Source organism: Candidatus Omnitrophota bacterium, from assembly GCA_028715415.1.
Taxonomy (GTDB): Bacteria; Omnitrophota; Gorgyraeia; order Gygaellales; family Profunditerraquicolaceae; genus JAQURX01.
The window spans coordinates 47,712-71,331 of sequence record JAQURX010000002.1 but is presented as its reverse complement, the minus strand read 5'-3'; the positions used below and the strand labels follow the sequence as shown (position 1 = coordinate 71,331).

At 37.8% G+C, this 23,620-nt stretch carries 1 protein-coding gene (running past one end of the window); it reads right to left on the bottom strand.

The window, feature by feature from the left end; all coding sequences use genetic code 11:
• Positions 1 to 23,620, bottom strand: part of the annotated coding region (locus PHO70_01130) for a cell wall hydrolase (protein ID MDD5431583.1) (this coding region is incomplete at its 3' end). Its footprint extends 24,932 nt past the window's final position; 23,620 of its 48,552 annotated nt are in view.

The window sequence follows — 23,620 nt, the reverse complement described above, 5'->3', positions numbered from 1 at the left end:
CCAGATATCAGCGATAAGAGTTGTGCGCTCGCTCTGCGCATTAGCATCTCCGCTATTCATTAATTTTCTTACAAGGCGCAATTTAACGTCGAAGGCCTTAACTAAATCTTTGAGCTTCTTATTTAATGCTTTTTTAAGAGCATCCTCGACATCTTTCTTGCTTGCGTCATTAAGCTTTTTATAAAAATATTCCTGGGCTTTAAGTAAATTATCTTCATAGCGTGCAAGGCTAGCTTTTTGCATATCTGCAACCTGTGGATGCGCCCAGATATCAGCGATAAGAGTTGTGCGCTCGCTCTGCGCATTAGCATCTCCGCTATTCATTAATTTTCTTACAAGGCGCAATTTAACGTCGAAGGCCTTAACTAAATCTTTGAGCTTCTTATTTAATAGCCCTTCAAGAGTTTTCTTAACCTGCACATTATAACTAGCCGCAATAATTCTTTCGTAAACAGAATACTTTACATCTTCCACCTTATCTTTTTCCCTGCCAGTTAGAATGCTTTTTTCTTTCTTTGAAAGCTTATTCCAAATAGCAACATCCATAACTTTTCTGTTTATCTCACTCTTAAAGTAACCATCATGCTCACCTCTTACTTTCTTTTTATCTTCTTCAGCAAGTTTATTCCAATCTCTTTCAATTCCTTCAATGATAACATCCAAATTCTCCGGCATATACTTTGCTAATTCCTTAAGCCTATTGTTGGTCAAAGCTGAATCAAAAGCACAATCATAATATGTTTTGCTAATCTGATTAAGGGTTGTTTTTAAAGCGTGTAGTAAGCTGGTGAACTGCTGCAAGAACTCGTTTACTTTTGGTTTTTCCATTATTGATGTGCTCGATTGGCCATTTGAATCAGGAGTAACAATATCATCATAATGAAGCGTTGGCGACACTACGCTTGAATTAGAAGAAAGCTGCCATATTCGCGCAACCATTACAAAAGAAGGTAAACCCTTAACTCTTCCTTCCATATATCCTCTCAAGGCGTAATTGAATCCTGTAGTAGGAGTTGCCATTCCGAAGCCCAAGAATTCATTTAAAACTGCGCTTTCATAAGTATCAACTTTATTATCCAATTCTATCTTTAGGACTACCTTCGCTTTTTCAAAAACCATCCGGTTAAATTTCTTTCTTAATTGCCGTAAGGCAGAACTTAAAACGAAGATGGACGCGGTTAAAATAATTAATCCTTTTGTCGTTAAATAAGAAGAAGGTAAAGATATACCAATAAAATAACCTATTATCGAAACCAGCACTGGACTGGTAGCAAAATTGATTAAAGCATCTGTCAATCCGAGGATAAAACCTAAAACGGCGTTCTTAATGTTTAATAAGATATGTTTGCTCTTCAAAATAGGTTCAAGCAAGAAGATAAACACAAGCCAGCCTACTATTACCGTAGCAATTTGCGGTAACCAAATAGTGAATTTTGTAGGATCAAAAGATGAAATAGCAATTAATACCGTGAGTACTGAAGCGGGGATAACACCACGATGAATAGTAATATACAAATCAATTCCTTTAAAGCGTAATAAAGCCCCTCCCTTCATCTTTGTACGGATGAATTTACAGAAACCATTAAAGCCACGGTTTACGCTGTCCGAATAATGAGGGATAATGCCTGTGGCAAAGGGGAAAATCTTAAATATCAAATCTCTGGCGAATATTATGAAACCTTTTAGCCTTCCGAATTCTCTTGTATACCTAAAGAGCCCACCATAGACAATCGCTATGGAAAGATAAACACTGATAAACCAAAGAGAAAGTGCTAACCCAATCCAAGGATTAAAATTACCGATATAATAAATAGCCAAAACCTGGATAGTCACTCTTTTTACTGACGGTTTCTTCATGTAAAACACCCAACTGACTAAATTACCTAATTTCTTTGTCCAGGAAACATTCTGGCTCAAGAAAAACTTAATCGCGGCTTTAAGACGTACACCTTCGGAAGAATCCCCGCTCCACTTCTTAAGAGGAACTAATGCCCCCATCACAAGATTCAAAAGTCCTTTTAGCAGCCTAAAATAATGGAAAACTTTAGTCCGATTACCATGCATTGCAGCAGTCATTAAACCAAAGGCGTCTTCCTGGACACTTTCATCACCAGCCAATATTTCATAATTGCGGACTGCGGCTGTTTTTTGGAATCCCTTCCCATAGAAAAGAATTTCATCAAGATGTTCTTTAACCGGCTGTTCTCCATCCAACCATCCTTCTTCCATCAAACCAAAAGCACTGGCTAGAGTAGAAAGAGAGCGTGTAAAAATATCACTATTATACGGCCCACCGGCAAGCGAACCATCTAATGCAAACTCCATACCGCAATTCGGTAAGAACCAGAGCTCAGTTAATGGGTGGCTCATATCCCAATCAAGGCCAATATGTATTTCACCGCGGACTCTAGACATAAAACTCATCCAGCTGGTATATTTTGCGTCATGGACATCTGTCTTCTCTAAAATTTTACCTGTCTTAAATACCGCGCCTGTAGAGATGTCCACATCGTTATCTGCTAAAAGATTTAAGTATTTCTTAGTAGCAGGAGGCAAATCCTGAGGAAGAACAACTTTACCTTCTCTTAACATTCTCGGAAACTCATGAATTTGCAAATTTTGATTGTCCAATGCGTTGCGTAAATCAGCTTGTGCATTTTGCGCCCATAAATCATAAACAAATGCAAACTGCAGATAATCACTCACCAAAGCTTTTACTTGTGCATCAGATGCATTAGGTAAAAACTTCTTTATATAATATTCATAAACTATGCGCGCCTTAAGAGCTGTCTTAATATTAGCGTAACCTGACTGAATATGCATATTTATCCATTCTTCAATTTCATTTCGGGCAGCTTCACTCTCCTTGCCATCAAAAAGCTTTACAGAATAATTCATATGCTTTACAAGAATCAACAACTCCTTAAGTTGCTGCTCGCTGATAATCCCTTCTTCTTTAAGGCGGTCAATAAGTACTTTAAATTCCCCGGGATATGAATGCGCCAACATTCCTAACCTAGTCTGGATCATTCCATTTTCTAACTTATTGGAATCATTAAACAGAACAAATGGATTTTCACCAAATCCGCTTATCTGGAAGGTAAAGGAACGTAAATCTGCAAGGCTTCTAGGATCGGGCAATAAATCTTTACGGTAAGCTTTGTTTACGAAGTTCTTAATCCATTCCTCAATCATTCGTTTTTGCTTAAGCTGTTTACGGCTAAAATAACCTCTTTCATCTTCTTTAAGAGGACAACTTAAATCTTTAGGCAGGCTTGGATCTTCGTATTTATTACCTGGAATGTTATTTTTCTCGATAATTCTCAACGCTTTAGTAAATTTAATGTGTTCAGCAGTTGTAAGGTCTCTTGATTTATAGGCATCTTCGACAAATTTTTCAAACTTTTCCCTTCTCTCTTTGTCTTTTAATATTTCAGGAAGAAGAACCATGGCCTCAGCAAAAGTCTTAACCTTGTAGAATTTATATTTCCAACCAATATACCAGCGCAATAACCACTTTGCGATATTGGCAATTGCTGGATAGGTCAAGAAGAAAAGATCCGGCAAAGCAATAATAGAGATAATAATAAAAATAGCTTTGCTCCATCCCGGCAAATAGATATTTAAATGTGAAAAACTAAGTTCAAAAGGTATAGGCATAAACATCCAATGCGTTGCTACGTATCCTATGATATATGTAATAAACATGCCGGTTACTAAGCTAATTGCACCCCAGATCAACGCTTGGCGACGGGCTTTTAAAGTAGTATCGTTCAGGAATAAACGTATAGTCATTATTAAACCTACTGCTGCCACAGAATTAAACCAGAATGGAACATTGAATCCTAAAAGATGATATTCGGGAATGTAAACTGCAGCTAAAATAGCTATAGTGGCATATCCTGCTACACGGATAAATACAGGGATACTCGATACAAAACTAGATTTTTTCCCGGCATTTCTATTTTTATCTTTGATATCCTTACTCCAAAATCTTTTATCTCCTAACAATTTAAATAATACAAAGGCCCAAAGGCCGATCTCTCCTCGTTCAGGGCTTCTCCATCTCCTTACAAACGGAATATAAGGCTTAATCTTTGCCCATATTCCGGTCTTAACATCACCCGTATTATTGGCTTTGTATACTTTCCTATCATAATAAGGAATTCTTAATTTACCGGTTACGTAAAGATTAAATGGCTTGAAATAAACATCCACTATCTTCTGGAGAAAATCTGAGGTCAGCTCATCATTTGTAAACTGTGTATCACCAGCTGCAATCTTAGAAAAAACATCGGTCATTATCTTTTGTTTAAGATCGAAGAATGTTCCATCTTTAAGGCAAGGTAATGGCTTATTGTAATCGTCCACTTCCAGCAAATAACGGAATAAATCATTGAATTCAGACCAAATCATTAAATATTTCCACTCTCTGGTCTTTTCATTCTCATAAGCAGGCCCTTTACCGCGGTCGTCACGCATAGGTTCCCACTTATTATCCAACTGATCCTTTAACGCTTGATACCAAAATTTCCGATGGTTATTGATAAAAGCCTTTATATCCTTATCTTGTTTATTAATAAGCATCTCTTTTACCTGGCGAGTAAACCAATTTACTGCCGGGGTATGGGTGCTAAAAAATGGCACTAATGTATAAATTACCTTATACTTAATTACAAAGTCCTCTAAAGAAACAACTTGATAATCTGCTTTGGGATCAAACACCCACAAACCAGTGCCTAAAGAAAGTTTCTTGCCACCTTCATATTTACCCGTATCGCAATCATATACATACTCAGGTACACGATGGACAGATATTTCCTGGATAATTTCATTGATAAACTGATCTGGGAGAACCTTAGAGACTGGCATGTCTATTCTTGTAAACAGGTCTTTTATTGCTTTAGTTAAAGTTTTTCTCACACTATCTTTAAGAAGGTAACTACCATCCCAGTAAGCACACCTAAAGATTCTACTTAGTAATTTAGCCTTTACCAAACTCAATGGCAACACTCCAACAGATAACCCTTTAGCCAATTCGCGTACAATCTGTTCGACTTCTTCTTTAGAAATGAAACCTTTCTCAATAAGATCGTTAACATACTCCACGCTATCAGAAAGAATTGTACCTTCTATATTCTCATATTTGAAATCATTAAGACTACTTATTTCTTCAAGAGTAATCCCTCCTACTGTTTCAGTAAACCTAATCTTGTTTCTTATTTTATCTACTGTAGTATCGCGCAGTTCTGGCAATTCTGTTACATTGCCAATTGCTACGCGCTCTTTGCGGGCTAGAAGGATATTCCCTGCATCATGCGGAGAAAAAACTCCTTCAAGCTCTTCCTTATTTGCAGAATTAATATTTGGTTTAGAAACAGCAAATTTCAACAATTGCCATACCAAAACAACCCAGCCAATAATTCCTGCGATAATTAACATTACTGGCACATAACCATCAATGGAACGCGCTTTGCGCATTTCCATTGCGTTCTTAATTTCATCTTGAGAAACATCCGGAACAGGATTAAATCTATTTTCTTTCAACGCTTTTTCAATTACTTTCTTTGATTCTTTGACAGCTTTTTGATTACCAAGAATCCTAAACAATCCGCTATTTGATACATCTTCAGAAAAATCACGCGTTGCTTTATATTTTTGCGTAGAATAATTCCATTTATCGGCGCGAGCAAAGAACATTCCATCCCGCAAAACAAACCAATTAAGTTCAGGATAAACAAATTTTTCTGCAGCATACATATATGGATGAGCATTCCTAATAGGATCGATTTCATCAACTATCAAATAGGTATGCCCGTTTTCATCCACTACGCTATTACGGTATTGTCTCCATAATTCCGGGTTATTCCCTTTCATATCAAAACCAACGGCTTTTGTTGGTATCTCACGAAGGCCATAATAAATTCTCATTGTTTCGGGCTCCCCAGACTGCCCTAAATACTCATCATATTTAAGCATCCCATAGGTTGAAAGAGCCTTGCCAATAAATGTATACCCTTCTCTACGATCTTGCACATCATAATGTATTAATATCTCTTTTGTTTGTAAGTCGGTAGCGAACTGACGATTAAAAATATGTGCGACCCAATTACTGTTACTCCATTCTTTATTTGCATACGACATAACATCGAGGCCTTCTTGTTTATTATATGGATAAATATAGCTTTCTCGAGAATATCCAAAGTGAAGCGGGCCTGCTTCTGTGGCGCTCAAGATTTCTGGAGTATATAGAAAATAAACAATCAAACGTGGATCGCTAATAATATCTCCAGCCGAATTAAGTTTGAAATCTATCAAGCGAGTAACCATTCTTCCTGTACCAGTTTTACCTATAATATAACGTTCCTTAATATATTCCTTCGCCAAAAGCTCATTAAATTTAGCATAAATATTCTTATAGGTAGAAACTGGATCTGAAGGATTAAATCCTATATCAATAGTTCGGTTAATATCAGTAATTTCAAAAAAGAAGATGTTTTCATTAGTATCTTGGTTAACCAAATTTTTAAGCAGCATTTTAACTGGAGTAACACTTGCCCCGCCAACTAAAGGTTCCCACCTATTATTAGAGATACCCTGTCTAACCGATCTACCAACACTAAGAGGCTCCCATGCTCCGGATTCTTCCTTGCCAAATACAGCTGAAAGACGCCCAATTCCATAACGATCAAAATCAAAAACATGGCTTGAAAAACGAGGATCATTATATTCTTTATCGGCGTAAAATGTTTGGATTGGTATGTTACCAGAGAAATCTCGGTATGCTTTATAGTAGATTGTAAAAAATACATCCTTACTATCAACATTTTCATTGTTATAAAAGAATATTTCGTTTCGGGAAACTATTAAATGATTTTCCCAATCTATATTCTCTAACCGCCCTTGCCCTATATGCAGAGTATGTATCTCCGGATCAGTAGTATGAACAAATTGATAAGAGGTATCTGACAGTGAAGGAACATCTAAAGCTTTCAGCAAAGAAGAAGAAAATACTGTTTTACCAACTTTGACTTCCTGATAATCAAATTTTTCTTCTCGATCTATTGGCCTCTTACCTATTTCTGCTATATTTTCCAAGAACCATTTCCAATCATGGTTAAATAAGCCATTCTTACGTAAATGTTCACGTGTAATCTTAGTATTATCATCATCTGCTCTATCCCTAAAGATCATCTGTTTATATAGATCAACAATCAGCCTACTGTATTTATTCTCAACATTCGCAATAACAGATGGGCTTGCAGTTTTTTCGTCAAACGCTACGGATAAATCAAAACGTAAACTAATTTCTTTCCCTGCATAAACAAATACAAAGTCGGCCAAGTCTTTTTCAATCTTTACAACTGGGTCTTCGCTATCCTTAAAAGCCTGGATAGACTCACTAATAGGCCTATTATTTTTATCAAGCATGGTAATCTTAGCCCAAGTCAAACCTTCAAACCCCATATCAGTAGCAAAGCCTTGGCTTTTGAGAAATCTTTCCACTCCGAGTATGCGGCTTCTCATTTCATTATTTACTATATCTGCGAACACCCCTTCTTTTGATACAGAGATTACTTGATCTTTAACAATGCTATTCTCTCTATCAATGCCCCCTATAAAAGCGGTACTATGACTAATATCCTTACTATCCCTCACAATAAACAGCATATCTTTCTTTGCATCATTCCAATATTTAATCTTTACTACTTCATCACCAAACATATCCACGCCGAAGGTGCGCAAGAGCTTACCGCTGCCAATTGCTTTTTTCTTATCTTTCCATTCGTGAACTTGCATCAGGCGGGCTTTAGCTCCATCAGGAAGAGTAATCGAACCAAGCTCTAAGGTATAAGAAACCGGGCTTAACCACCCAAGCGCATTAACACTATCGTATAATTTCTGATTATATTCATACCCAGAAGCAGCAAGAAGTTTATTTAATTCAGCCACAACATTCCCGCTATTCTTAATCTCGTAAGCTAAGGTGTGTAAAATTCTGCCTAAGCGATCCCTTATGGGGAATTGAAGCTTGCCTTTTTCAATATAGAAAGCCTCGTTGCGATACATATCAATAAAAGTAACACGGGCTTTGGTTTCTCTGGATTTAAAGATATCAACCAACTTCTTTATATCAAGTTCACTCTTAGATTCTGTAGAGATGTACCCTTTCGCAAGCAACCCTTCAATAAGCTTAGCCTCTTCTGCGGACAAATTCTTTGCCTTGATGCGATAAACAATCCAAGGAGTGTTTTTATCAATGTTAAAGCTTGCCTCAACTAACTTTCCATTAACAGTAGTAATACCTAACTTATGGTCAACGCGCACATCGGTTTTGTAGGTTATCTTACGGACGCCAACGTCTTCTTTCCTTATATCTCCGAAGAAGTCAGCCTCTAAAATACGAAGGGCATTTTTATTGATAACTTCGCGCAATCTTTCAATATTGAAATTGGCATTTAAAATGCTGTGATTTTCCTTTACTAGCTTTGGAAGGCCAGAAAATTCTTTACGAATGCCTTCAGCTGTTTCTTTATCTAAACTATTTAACTCAAGAAGATGAATCAAGCCTTTATCATCAACATAACTCAAAGTATCAATTTCCCCTGCTACAGTATTTATGCCGCCCTTTAACACGCCATCTTGATCATAGATAAAATATTGCCTTGTTCCGCCGAATTTAACTTCTGTATCCCAGCCATGAACATTACGGGTATGGATTCTTACTACTTCCGGCAGCCCTCTCTTGCCTTCTATTAATTCAGCAAAGAATTTTTCAATGGCGCTTTCTTCAGTTATCCCCATGCGCTGCAAAAATTCACGATGCACTTCAGCCTCAGTTCCATCTTCCCTTACTGATACAGACCAAATCTTATTCACGACTTCATTATTACGGACATCTTCTCTTAAGATTGTCATTGAAGGAATCTTTGAATTTCCCTTATAAACAAACTCTATAATTCTCTTAATATCAACCTTATTGTCTTTGTCTTTCATTTCAATGACCTTAGATATCTCTCTGTCAAACCTTGCATCGTAATTCCCATAAGTTGTGGCTGCGGGACTCTTACGGTTAAGCCCTGCAAAGATTGTTTCTGCCTGATTAACATTTAAAACTCCATTTGCAGTTTCTAATTGTGCGGGTATAGACCATAATTCTTTAGCTTCCACTACCTCATAACGGCTATTACCATTTGCCTCTTGAGAATCAAATCTGGAAATCTTAAAGAAGCGCCCATTCTTATAAGCAACAATAAATCTCTTAATATTAGTGGCATCTCTTAAATAAACATTTTTTATCACATCGCCATTTGAAAGAACTATTGTTTTTGCTAGTTCTGACCCGTCTTCCGCGTAAAGAATAGAAACTTGTTTCTCATAATTTATAGGCTCATGATTTGTACGGATAATTTCATATGTTTTATTTTCCGCCTTCTTTGCTGTAAATAATGCAACGCCTGTACGCTTAGCATCATACGCCTCTAAAGGCACGTCTTTACCAATCTCTGCGTCGTAATCATAAAGAATTGTTTCTTTAGAATCAGAATCAACTGTTTTAATAAGATAACCTTTTGTATCAAACGTAGCCCTGAATTGTTTCTTGGTAACTGCGTTTTCAAATGTAATTACTTTAAATGGCGTACCATGTTCAATCACATATTCTTCATTTACAATCGCATTCATAAAATCTAAGTAAGGATATGGTGCCCCATCTCCAAGATCATTAACTGCCTTGGTTAAATTACCTAATGCCAATTCAAGAGAATGTTTCTGATTCTGCAGGCGGGTTAATTCTTTTGTATCTTCGGGGTTAAACGCGAACTTATAGAAACTATTATTTGCCTTGGAATACACAACCCAATCAAACTCAAACGGTGGGCGGGAAATAAGCCAGAGCAATTCTGGCGTTACTGCTGCAGCCCCTTTATTTTCCAAGTAAGCCTTGAGCTCGGCTAAATTAACATCTTTATCGTAGCTGCCTAAGATGCCAATTGCCTTATCCAGAGTTACTGATTCGCTCGGCTTAATCAATCTATAAAATCTTAAATAGTTATTAATTGAGTCTACCGCATTACCAGTTACAATTTGTTTCTGTAGCCCTGCAAATGCCTCTAAAGGATTGCCTCCTACATTAATCTTTAATCCTTGAGGAGTTTCGCCAAGAAGATAAAATTTACCTTCTTCATTCGGAATAACCATCGTGCCGCCATTAATTGCTATTGCTTTAATGTCGTAGGCGTACTTTACAGCGGCTTTCAAATACTGAGCGACTTTAAAGGCATCTTCCACTCCCGTCTCAATTACAACGTAGTGAGTATTACCTTTCTCGTCAGTATATTGGAATTGGCCTTTTTCAATAGAAGCTCTTTGGGCTTGAGCCAATTTCTGGGTTTTGATATATTCATCATGCCCAAAAGCAACCTCAATATGCAGATATCCGGTTTCAGCGTCTACCCACCAAGACCTTACAATGCTCTGGCCTAAATGCTCATATTCTCTAACGCTATTCTCATAATTTATCTTATTCGCTTCCAAACCGCGTAACGCCATTTTGATTCCGGGAATAAATACCTTATGGCCATTAGGAGTTAAAAAGTAGAATTTCTGTGTAGGAGTAGGATTGCCTGCGCCAATTGAACCCATGATAAACTGATTCGGATGCACGCAGAATGTATCCCAAAGCCAATTAATTACAAACCAGCTATTTTCCTTTAGAATCAATTGTTCAGGAATTCCTTTTCCATAAGGAACTTCCATTGTCATAGTGTAATTACCATTACCTAAATCCTCGATTGAATTAGGATTATCTTTTGGTAATTTTGCCCCCAATAAAGCTGTCTTCGCAAATCCTCCTATATCAAAACCTTTATCAAAACTCTTTGCTGTAGCCCAATGCGGGAAATAATTGCCGAACATATCAAGAGCTGGCTTAGGCAAGAAATTAAGATCCACATCTTCTCCGCCCCAACCGGAAAGGATAGAATAATATTTAATTGAATTGGCGATTTCTTGCAAATACATAGGATTTAGTATCGTGCCATTCTTAAAAACATCTTTAGCGATATTAATAAGAGTGCCTCTGGTTGCGGCATTCTGTGATTGAAGGTTATAATAAACGCTTCTCTGGGCTTTCTCATAAAGATACTTTGCCGCAGTTAATGTTTTACCCCAGACTAAATTACCTTCAATGTCACGGACTTCAAGAATTATAGCTGCTGGATCTGCAGGAAGATGGCCATAATCAAACCATCCGACTACCGATTCGCCGTCTTTCATATATAAAACCTTGCTTCTAAAAGCCAAAGCGCCTTTGTTATGCTCGTTCTCGGTTTTATAAACATCTTCAACATGCCAAACATTAGAATTAGTATCAAATGCGAGGGTAAAGAAAGGACGCGTAATGAAGCTATACTTTAAGTTTTCTTTCTTGCCATACAACCAAAGTAAATCCGCCTCAGCCTTAACTTCAAGCTTAGCTGTATCTTGATTAAAAGAAACCATTTGCGCCCTACTGTAATTCGGAGTTACCTCTGTCCATCTTGACAATAAGAAACGCTTTTCTATTTCCTCTAATGGAACAAGATAAGCTTCTTTATCTGCAGAATAAGGAGCAAATAACATATAGCCGCCGGCAATAGGAGCGATTTCTTTCTTATGTTTCTTAAACAAGTCAATGATAAGCTGCACTGCATTACCATGCTTGACAAAGAAGTTTTCCGGTAATTTCAATGAACCGCATCCATAAACTAAGAATGTATTATATTGATTAACTAAATTATTTAACGTTCCGTTATTCCTATCTTCTTCAAATTCCGCTTCATCAGAGTAAGACTTCACCATTTTTAATATACCGTCTTCGCCTATCTGAATAACATTTACAAGGCTGCCTGAAAGCTGTAACATCGCAACAAATGCTCTGTTTCTTGCTACATCAGATCCCCAATCAGACATAACTCTGGCTGTTTTATCAAGTGAGCGTATATTAAGGCACTCTTTTCTTACAGTTTCGCCGGTTTTATATTGTTCGGCGAGCTTACCTTCCGGAGTTAAATACACATCAAAGCTTCCGAATGCCTTACCAATGGCTTCAAACTTATCCATAACTCTGATAGGCTTAACGCTTACATCAACATAAACAACCCTCTCTACAGCATCCAGATAATCAATATCAATAAAGTTTAATCCCCTGTGGAAGAACACTGGAGTAAATTCAACAGCATCTTCGCCATCAATTGTAGTAAGTATTGAGCTAAATGTCCTCGCACCGGCAGCTCCGTCAGCCAAGAAAAGATCTTCATACACATCCCAACTACTGATTGTCTTAGAAACAACCATCCCGCCGCGGGAAATTGCTTTTTCAAGTTTATCCGGATCTATTGGCGCACCAAAAAGCCACCACCAATGCCTTTCTCTGTTTGCTTCCGGTAAGAGCACAGCCATATAATCTGAATTGCCAAGGTCCCCTTGATTAACTTTTGCCCATTTACCGTTTTGTTTTTCAAACCAATACAATTTATAACCAGCTGGCAATATACCTGCATCAAAATCACTTGCATTAATTACGTTAACTTGATTTCCAGCATTGCCGCGTGCAAAATAATATCCTGCGGGAGCACTTAAACTCATTAACCCGTCTTTAAATAAATTCTCAATTACGGCGTGAGCAGCAATTCTTACATCTTTATACCCAGCGATATCAAACTTCACCGCTTCATTCATCCCATTTAAAGAAAGAGTAAGCTTATTCTCTGGGGCTGTTTTTAATGCAATAGATTGATTCTTGCCTCTTAGCGCATCTTCAAACGAATTCTTTGCGGCCATAGTATTAATCTGGAGATTTCTTTCACTTACTTTTATAGTATAAGCCAAACTACCCGGCTTAATTTCTAATGCAGATGATTTAGCCGCGCTGGTTGTTTGAGATGTAGGAGCAATTCCAAAAAGTGATTTTATCTGAGAGATAAGTTTTTGAGGATAACTTAATAAAGATTTGTTAACAAAAAGCTGCGGGGGTTGATACGTAGCAGTAAATTTATCAAATGCTGGCCCGGCACGTAACAAACCTTGCTTAACCATTAATTTCAGGCGCTGAGCTTCTGCTTCACGAGCTGTTTCAGAGAAGAATCTTGCTACTTCCTTGACCGCTGACTGAACACGAGCATCCGCGGCAACATCGCTGAATTCATTGCGCTGTTGACCGGATATTAAAGCAGCGGTTACTTCTTCTTTTGTCGGAGGATTAGCTGTATTTCTTGCGCGATTATAATCTGTGACTTCATTACTCCAGGCCTTTTTAAACATGAAATAAGCTGGTCGAAGCTGTCTTGCAAACGGGCTGTTGCTGCCGTCACCTTGTGACATTAAACCAAAGTATTCCTCATAGAATCCTTTACCAGGGAATGGACCGGGAGCAACACTAATTGCATCCTGTCTGTCTGCGCTAGCGTTAGCTCCACCATTATGATGAGGCTGAACTTTCCACCATTCATCCAGTATTTCAAAGTCCGCTCCACCCAATGCATTACCAACTTTTCCTTTTCCAAAGCTGTTTGCAACTATATCATTCCAGCAGGATTGCAAATATTGATCCTGTGCTTTTTCAGCAACTTGAACACTCTCACCCGGAATATAAGCAGGACAGCCAAACTCAGTAATGAAAACCGGTTTATCGCAATTATCTTTAACCTGCTGCCAAATAGGGCCAAAGTTGTTACCATTTTTATAAGAATTAAGGCCTACGATATCAACTGCAGGGCAATATTCTTTCATTAATTTAAGAATTTCTACAAGATTAGCATCATCTCCACCAAGGCAAATACTAACAGGATGCCTTGCATCAATTTCCTTGATTTTAAGTGCCACCTCATTAACAAACTTTAAGAAAACTTTCATGTTCTGCCCAGCGTTAGTGTTAGTAAATTTAAAGTTATTTTCATTACCAAGCATCCACATTAATACATATGGCTCATCTTTATATCCTTTAACCATCTTTAAGACAAAATCAGTCATAGCCTGTCGCTGCTGGTCATTACTATAGTCTGTTATCTCCGGCCACTTAATACCTGCGTGCTGGCCATACGCTCCTAAATAATCACCCATAATGAACATTAAGTCGTTCTTATCAAACGCGGTTCTTAGCACTTGTTTTCTCTGAGCAAGATTATCCCACTCTACCTGATAAACTTTCACTACATTAGCGTTCATCTGACGCATGAGCCAGAAATCTCCTACTGCCTTTTCGTTACTATCCTGACGATTATTCCTATTCAAATCCACCCATGAATCAAACGGTCCATCAGGCATACCATTTTTATTAGCATCACTGATTAACCAATCAGCATGCACCACAAGATTCCCTGCATCGGGGCTCTTGCCTACAGGATTTGGCATATAATTAACTGCTTTTACCAAACCAAATTCTGGCCCATTAGGAGTCAAAATCTTACGCTCACCATTTTGTGTTGATACATACAATCCATCAACAACAATTTCTGCTTTTCCGTCTTTGTTTAGAACCTGGCCATAAACTTCTTCACCGCGATGTATAATCACTCTTCTTATCGCACTTAAATCAACACCGAATCCAGTTAAAGGTATGGAAATTTCTTTCTGCTCTTGGCTTAAAGCAAAAGTCTTTGCATGCATTCCTTGTGGCTGGTTTTCATCAGCATCTTTTGTTAATAACTGCACTGTGAAATTCCCTTGCCCTCTGACTATCAACTTAAGGCTCTCAAAATTACGAAAATCCATAGCTGGGAAATCTGACCAGATAGCAGACCACTGTTTACCGGCAGCTTGCCCTGTTACTTCTAATTTAAAACCACCGTCAGTATGTGCCACCTGTACAAATGTTGGAGTTAAAGCTTGAGGATAAGCAGCAACTTGTTCTTCTGCCGCTTCTTTAATTTCACCTTCTACTTGAGAAGCCCAGATATTCTCGACATATACCTTTGCTTGCTCAGAATTAATCTTATCACCAAATACATCCGGCCCACCATTGATTACAAGCCTTCTTATTTGAGTCAAATCTATTCCTGTAAATTCACTTAGCGGCACACTTATTACAGAAATTTCACTATTTAATTTATAAGCCTTGCGATTCATTCCTCCCGGTGCGCCATCCTGAGTATTTTTATCTACTAATTGGAAGTAAACATTGCCTTCACCGCGAATTTTTAAATTAACAAAGCGGAATGAAGAAAAATCAACTGGATTAGTAAAATCTTTCCACCATGCAGACCATTCAGCAGAGCGAGTGTCCTGGCCAGTTATCATGCCTAAATCAAGAGTTGCCGAAGCCGAGACTGCTTCGCTCTTTGCCTGGACAAATTTCGGTTCAGGAGCAAGTTGAAGTGCACGTTTAAATTCTTCCATCTGTGCCTTCCTCTGCGTCTCCCAATCAACAGTAACTGTTGATTCCGCTATTTTAGGAACAACCTTTTTGGGTGTAACTTTTTGAGGCGCAACCTCTTTGGGCGCTACCTTAATAGCTTTCTTTTCAAAAACATTTCTTACTGCATTTAATTCTTCAGCTGAGAATTTAGTAGCCTTGTGCTCTTTTACTTTTGTTCCAAGAATTTCCTTAAGCGAAGTTGTATCTATATTCTTGTTTTGTGCCTGCCAAATTGCAGCTTCAGTAACATACCAACGCTGAAATTCATCGATATTGTCATAACCTAATATATTGATAAAAACAGAGAATACTTTTTCTGGAAGGCCGTGTCTTTGAGTATGGGTTAATAATGCTGGGATTATATTGGTTTGCGCATTAATATCTTTATATTCTTTATTTAATTTAGAAACAAGGGACAATAAGACATCTTCTGGTAATCTTTGCTTTTCTGAATACATACTAAATATGACAGTAATAGGATCATACATTTCCGGGGATTTTTCTGAAACAAAAGCCCTGGATAAATCCCTTATTGCGCTTTCCGGTAATCCGTATTTTCTAACCTGGCTTGCTAATTCCATTGCTGCCGCTTGACGGACCGGTATATAAAATACATTTTCTTTATTTGCCGTAGCTGCCTCTACAAGAACCTTGATTACCTGATCTGGCATCGGCTCTTTTTCTACATACATACCCAACTGTACACAACATATTCTTTTAGCTGCGATGTCTAACTTTCCTGCGGACTTAAAAGCGGTTAATATTTTCTTATACTTATCGTCAGTAGCTTCTTTATTATTAGCCGGCTTAGACACAGATTCTTTGGTGGTGGGGGCAACAACAGGCTTAGTTGAAACTTTCTGCTTCCCTTTCCATTCTGCATAGGCCTGTTCGAGTTTTTGATTCTCTGTATCTGACTTTCCTAATGCTGCGCCTGTTTCATGAATGATTGAACGGATGAGTTCCTGAGGATTATCAATTATATCCTTTGCAATATAAACGCCTTCCTTAACAAATACAACACCTTGTGTTTTATCAGAAATAACTACATTGGCTTTGCGTAACTGTGCAGCCAATGTTTGATCTTTTTGTGCTACGATTTGCGCAATCTCGCCTAATAAATCTTTAATCTGTGTTTGGGTTGCTGGATGGCTAGATACTGGAGGAGCCAGGCCGCTAAACTTCAAATAATCTTTTGTTTCAGGGAACATCATTATTCTATTTAAATTAATATTTCCATTTTCATCAAATAAACCAAGGCCATAATTATCTACGGTTGCATCTGCTGGATTAAGCGTTACTATTCTTGCAGCGGGGAAATTAACATTGTCTCTACTTGTTGGCATTGACGTTGCCGGAGTTTGAGGAATTAAATTAGCAACTGTTAACGCCAATTTTGCGGCATTCTTCTTAGTAAGGCCTAATTCATATTTAAGATTTTTTGCCGTTTTTATTACTTTGCTTGCTAAACTCTTCGCAGGTTTTGTTGCTACGGTTTCAATTGTTGCTGGATGAGAAGAACGATACTCTTTATACATATCCATTACCCAAGGCTCTGAGGCAGTCTGGCCAAAATAAGGAGCGTAATAATTAATATCTTTTGGATCGCGGCCTTGCGGATCAGACCAATCATTAGAAATAGCGGCATTTTGAATCGCTTTCCTTACCATTACATCATCTTCATAAACCCAGCGGTCAACATAATCAAAGAAAGCATCGTGATTCCATTTATCCTTAAAACCAATTAGCCGTGCAGCAAGTGCCTCTGCTACCACAGCCTTAGACCATAAACCTTGATAAGCGCGGAATTTGTTATATGGGTATTGCCCGTTAATGGGGAAAGGTGCTTTATCCCAATTCTCAGGTATTATATGTTCATAATTGAATTTATCAGGATCAACCCTCATTCTCCACATTACATTCGCTGCATAAGGATTGCCAGAATTCTGCCAGCCAGTCCAAAGCTGATTCTGCTCATCACCATAATAGGTATTATTATCTTCGCTTAAATAATCATTCATATAAAAATCTTTTTCATTAAGCATGTATCCGGCAAAAGTAATTAACCATTTGCGTCCCGGGCCATGGCCGCCATCAGGCTCCCAAATTGATTTATGTAATTTTGCAACTCCATACAAATCAATTCCGGTTTGGACAACTCCATTAAGCAATGTTTGTTTTTCTTTAAGAGGATAATCCATTGAAAGCAATAATCCTGCTTCACCAACAACGCCTGCGATACGCGCACCGTAATCTTCCATATTTTCCAAAGGATGCATAAAGCGGCTTTGCCATCCTGTCATATGATCAATCCAAACTCTCTGGAAATCACGCTCAAAAGTTGACAATTCCGGAACATTTCCTACAGGTTTTAATGAAGGCAGAAGTTCTGTGCGTAGTTTATTAGTATTAAATACAGGCTTTTCATTGCCAATATAAGGAGGACGAAATGCGCCTTTAGCAGGGACATTCTCCAAAGAAGTTAATACTGCGGCGGTTTTTAATAAAGACCTTGCTCCAGTATATCCTCTATAATTAGTCTGCTGTCCATTATCAGTGCTAATCGTAGAAACTAAAGATTCATTTGGTTCAAGTGTAAATGGAGGTTGTATTGACAACGCGCTGTTGTAACCAGCAATACGTGAATCATATGCCTGCTCTGTTCCAGGCATAGGATTAACCATTGAACCATTGCTTCCATCAGACGGCATAGGATTAATACTAACAACTGTTACCGGCCCTTTAACTCCCCAGCTTCCGTCTACAAACTGGAATGCCTCAACTTCTTTATCAAATGTCCAAGTAATGCCATATTGAGAAATAGATTTAACTTTGGTTGTTTCCATTAAGGCTGGGGCTGGCGGTATTGCTTTTTCTTTTGGTTCAACAGGTTCTTTTGCTTTTACTTCTTCTACAACAGGAGTTTCTTTAACAGTTTTCGCTGCTGCTTCAGCTGCACGCTTTGCTTCTAATTCCTGCTTTGCCTGCGCAATTGCCGCTAAAATCTTCTCACGCTCAAGGCCTACAATAACTGTACCATTAATATCAATAACCGGTATAGCATCTTGCCCAGACTTTGCTTTGGCCTCTTCTGCATTAGCTTTATTATTGGTTATATTATATTCTTCATAAGGGATACTTTGTTTATCAAAGAAATCCTTCGCTGCATGGCACATCCCACACCAATCACCAGTATAAATTTTAACATGTAAATCATCATCCTTCTCCACCTGCCCAAGCATTACAGCATTCAAAGCTTTTACTACAGGTGCAAAATAAGGATAAGCTCCAACAGATAAATTCTGTGAGGATAATTGATTGTTACCATCCATTGAAACATCAGGATAATCCATAGTTGAATTATCTATTGTTGTCATAAAACCGGAGGATAGATTTGAACCAGCGGCACATCCACCACAGAGTATCCCACAAACCGCAACTAAGCCTAAAACACCAACGGTAGCCGGAGCGAACTTCAACCAACCCATTCTAACTCCACCTGAAATAACTGCATCTTCATCATTTTCAATTAACGCAGCAAAAGAATCATAGAGATTACTGCTATTTTGCCTTAATTCATTTGCATTCTTTCTTATAGCTAGAACCGCTTCCTTTACACGAGTAGCAATATCTCTTTCCATCATTTCTAACGATTTGATTTCACCGCTTAATTTTGCCACAAAACGCTTTACCGCACGAACGAGTCTACCGAACAAACCTAAATCCGCCGCATAATCATTAACTATGGCTACTCTCTCACGCAAAACGCGCCTTACTCTTATATCGCTTAGTGCCACGTTAATTGCGTTTTCACGCTGATTAGCAATAATCTCTTCGGTTAATTTTTCATCTTCACCGATAACCAAAGATATAAGTTGTTTATACGTCTTAGAATCTAACATTTCGTTTAAATAAGCAATTATCTCTACATCTTTAATCTCTTTATTCTCCTCAACTAACGCCTGAATAGTCTTTAATAGATACTCCCCTAATAAACTCTCCTTAAAATTTAAACCTTTCCCTACCCCAATAAACTTATTTAATCTCACATTCAAAGATGGCATAGAATTATTGTGAGCTACATATTCTCTGAGCCAACGATAATAGTTGTTGAATACAGTATAAACCAACCATTCTGATATCGTAGGGCCATTCTTCGCTAAAGCGTCTATTTTATTCTCAGCAGGCATTATCCGGTTATTAATTCGTAAATTATTTAGATTCTCTAATCTTGCAACTTCTTTGTTAATCATTTCCGTCAATATTTCTTCAGTAAGATTTACTTCTGATGAAATACTATCGCGAAGTTTAACGGGGACGCTACTTAGAGCGCCTCTTAAGCCAATTTTATCTTCTTTCATATCGCTTAATATTTTCTTGAGGCTTTCTATCCTATAATTAATTATTGTTCTTGCTTTCTTTGAAAGAGATCCTTCCAAATATGATTGTTTTTCTATTTGCTCATTTACAGTATTTATTAAATCCTCGTAAGGCTTTCTAATTGCAGAAAGAACTGCTCTTGCCTGACGAAGAGAAGAATTTTTATTTTCTTTTCTCATAAATCTTACCTGTGCTTTGTAAGCGACATATTCGTTATATCCTCTTTCATGTGCCCATTCATGCATATTTATTGCATCTTGATATTTATTAGGTAAATTCCTAAAAGCAATATCATAATTATATGGTGTAGCAATGGGTGCTTTTAATGCTTTCAGTAAACCGTTCAATATCCCATATTCTTTTATAAAAGCCTGGGCAACCCTAAAAGCCTGTTTAATCAGATACGTACCATTTCTCCCAATAAACAATAAGCCATATGCAACTGAATTTGCAAAAGAGACAGCTAGCGAAGAACTGCTAGACATTTTGCTAATGGTACTACTAAACATATTATATATTTCGTTCGGAGCATACTCTGAGGTAACATTTAAACTGATGCTATTAGCTGCTACATCTACTCTTCTGACTGTTTTTGGTATACGATAAGACATAAGAATCAAATTCGCAGCAATTGATATATCCCCTATCTGTTCTAATGATTTTAATATCGCGCTTATGCATTCTTTATACCAAGTTTCTATATTACTATTCATACCATCTTTAGCAGCTAAGGACGCCAAGTAGCGAGTTATCTGATCATTTAAAAGCCTAACTAAAGGCCTACTTGCCATCTTGTCACCTATTAATCCCAAGATAATAACCGCTTTTTCCCATTCACTTCTTTGTTGCTGGACATCTTCGATAAGCTGCGGGACAAGCATTGCTTTTTCTGTATCTGTCATTTTACTAAGAGCTTCTAAATCATAACCTGACTTCGCTAAATTTCGGTTGTAACGCGATACAATAGAAATAACAACAGCTCCTACTATTATTAAAGAAAGAGGAAGAATTATAACAAAAGGATCGATACTATCTAAATCTACGCTAGCTGCACCCATTAATATAGGTAAAGCTAACACCAATAATACTAACGATGCCCTACTAGATAATTTGATGCCAGAATAGATTTTAGTTGCAACGGATATTGCTAAAGCTTTGGTTTCTTTAATGATACCTCTTGCTAATAAGTAGGCAGCTACTCCTATCAATCCGGCAAAACTGGTTATTAATCTGGCTTCGGGTAATATTATGCTGGATACTAAAGTTAATACATAGATAGCTATTAAGAATATGCTGGGGATTCCAGCGTCATCTCTTGATTCATTTAAGCTACCATTACGTTCAACAGCATTTAGGATTCCTCCTGCTATTGCACATACAATGCTTACTGGAATAATGAAGGAGAGTCCTAAAATAGCAAACCCATCATTTAACTGAGCAGATGTCTGTGCAGCAGAGGTGGCTGCTGGAGCTGCCCCCATTAATAGAGGCAGTGCTAAAGGCAATAAGCTAATACCGTACATATCAATTAAATCAATACTTTCTGCATCGCCTTTAACATTCTTCTGTGATTCGGAACCTCCAAACTTATTCATTGAGTGATTTAAATATCCAACCGCGGCTAATGCGATAATTGCTACTATAACTGCGGCTAAAATAGAAGGCTGTTGAGCTGGCTGAGTAGTGGCAGTTTGTGCTGCATTAACAATCGTCTCAGCACCGAAGAAGACGTTGAGGGCGCCGAGTGTTACAAAGCGTCTATTGCGCTGAGCCTTCTCATTCAAAGCAGCCCAGAATGGTTTTTCTTGTTTAGTTGATACTTTGTTTAGTTTTTTCGAAGAATATTTTGGAGCTCTTTCTGGCTGAAGAGATTCCTTTTCTGGTTTAACCTGTAAAATCTGCCGATTGAGCTCTGCGTCGATTTGAGCATTAATCCATTTTTTCTCAACATCAAGCCTACCTTGAACAATATTTTGAACATTTTTCAAAGAAGCTAGTAACGGAGCAAATTCTACGCGAGCGCTTGATGCAGATGAAGAAGAACTAACTCCAGTAAATATATTTAACACTGGCGGCAAGAACAAATCTGAGAAAATACCATGGCCTTGGCCAAGCTTAACATTTATTCCACCAATTAGCATGGAACCAAGTTCTTCAGAAACAAAAATTTTATCATTCTTTAACTCTAATAATTGCTTCTTTAGCTTTTCTGCTCCCTCATTTGCCTTACGGGCGTGGCTTTGCGCATCCGAAGCTGCGACGGCTGCAGCTGCTCTATAAGGACCGCTATAATCTCTATATACTGTATAACGACGGACTATTTCGCCTTTTGAATTTCTTTCCACCTCTTCTTCTGCAACGTCCTTATTAGCCTCAGCCAAAGCATTCATTTCTGTTTCTTTATTTCTAGCCGAAATCACTCCTTCAAGGTTACTGTCAATTTCTTTTGCAATTTCCACCATAGGCACAATCTTGCTGTTTAATAATTTTCCTAAGTCATCTCTTCTATCGCGATGGGCCTTAAATGCATTATCTTGTTTATAAAGCTTATCGCTTACGCGCTGTCTCATTGCTGCGGTTTTGGAATTGTATTGAGATTCTTCTACAGCAATTTCTTTCTTAAATTGCTCTAATGCTGCGATTGCCTGATTAATTACATCTCCCATATTTTTCTTAAATAAGAAAGGTGCCGCAGATTTATATCCATTGATGGTTTCTTCAGATTGCTTTGCTTTAAATTGTTGGGCGAGGATTTCGTTATGAAGAGCTTTTAATGCAGCGAATAAATAACCTTCAAATTCGGTTTTAATAGCATCCTGCTCTAAATCATTCAGTTCTTTTTTCCAAGCATTAGGAGTTATTGCTCCAATGCGGCTTGAAGATTTATCTGTAATCTGGTTCTTGAATAATTCAGCCAAATTAGCAACCATACGGTCATAAGCAAGATAACGTTTTGCGAGCTTAACTGGGTCGTTAGTAGCATCCTCTACTTTCTTGGCCTTGCTTACTTCAGCTTTCTTGAGGCGTTCCTGCATTCTATTGCCGCGCGCAGTTGCATCTTTAATAATTCCATCAAGCGCTTCGCTATTCTTATTTTCAAAAGCATTCTTGATTTCAACTAAGTTCTTATTGCTCTTAGACTCATTCCACTCTTTATTCCTTAAAGAAGCGAAATGGTTAAAAGTAAATAAGATTAGCGAAATTCCTACTACAATACCTGAGAAAATTTTAACTACGAATTTATTTGCTACTATCCAATCCTTAATCTGCGCTAACGTGTTATCAATACCATCTCTAACTTTAGGATTAATGATATATGCCCCAGCCAATATAACTAAAATTATTAAGATTACCGGGATAGCGTTAACAAAAATACTGTTTTGCGCAACAATTCCGCTTGTCGCTGCATTAACAATAGTTTCGCCTAAGCCAAAGAAGGCGGTTAAACCTGCAACTAAATACACAACTGCGGTAGCTAAAGATGTGCTTCTTGAATTCTTTTGTTTCTGCGCGCTAACATCAATCACTAAATCAAACTTATTATCACCGGAAAGAGAGAATGAATCTCTTCTATCATTCAACTCTTCTTCAGTCAAACTTAATTCTTTGGCTTTCTTAAGAAGCCGAGCCTCTCTTGTTTCTTCATCTGCTTTCAGCTTTATTGTAACATCAACATTAATACTGCTTAAATTATACAAAGCATTTAACCCAGAAACTATCACAAGACTATTATCCGAATTCTCAATTTCATTCTTGATTTGCCAATAATCAACCATTTCAATGCTATCACCATCTGGATGCATTTCTCGGACATAATCATCGACGTCTATAAGCCTGGAGCCTTTA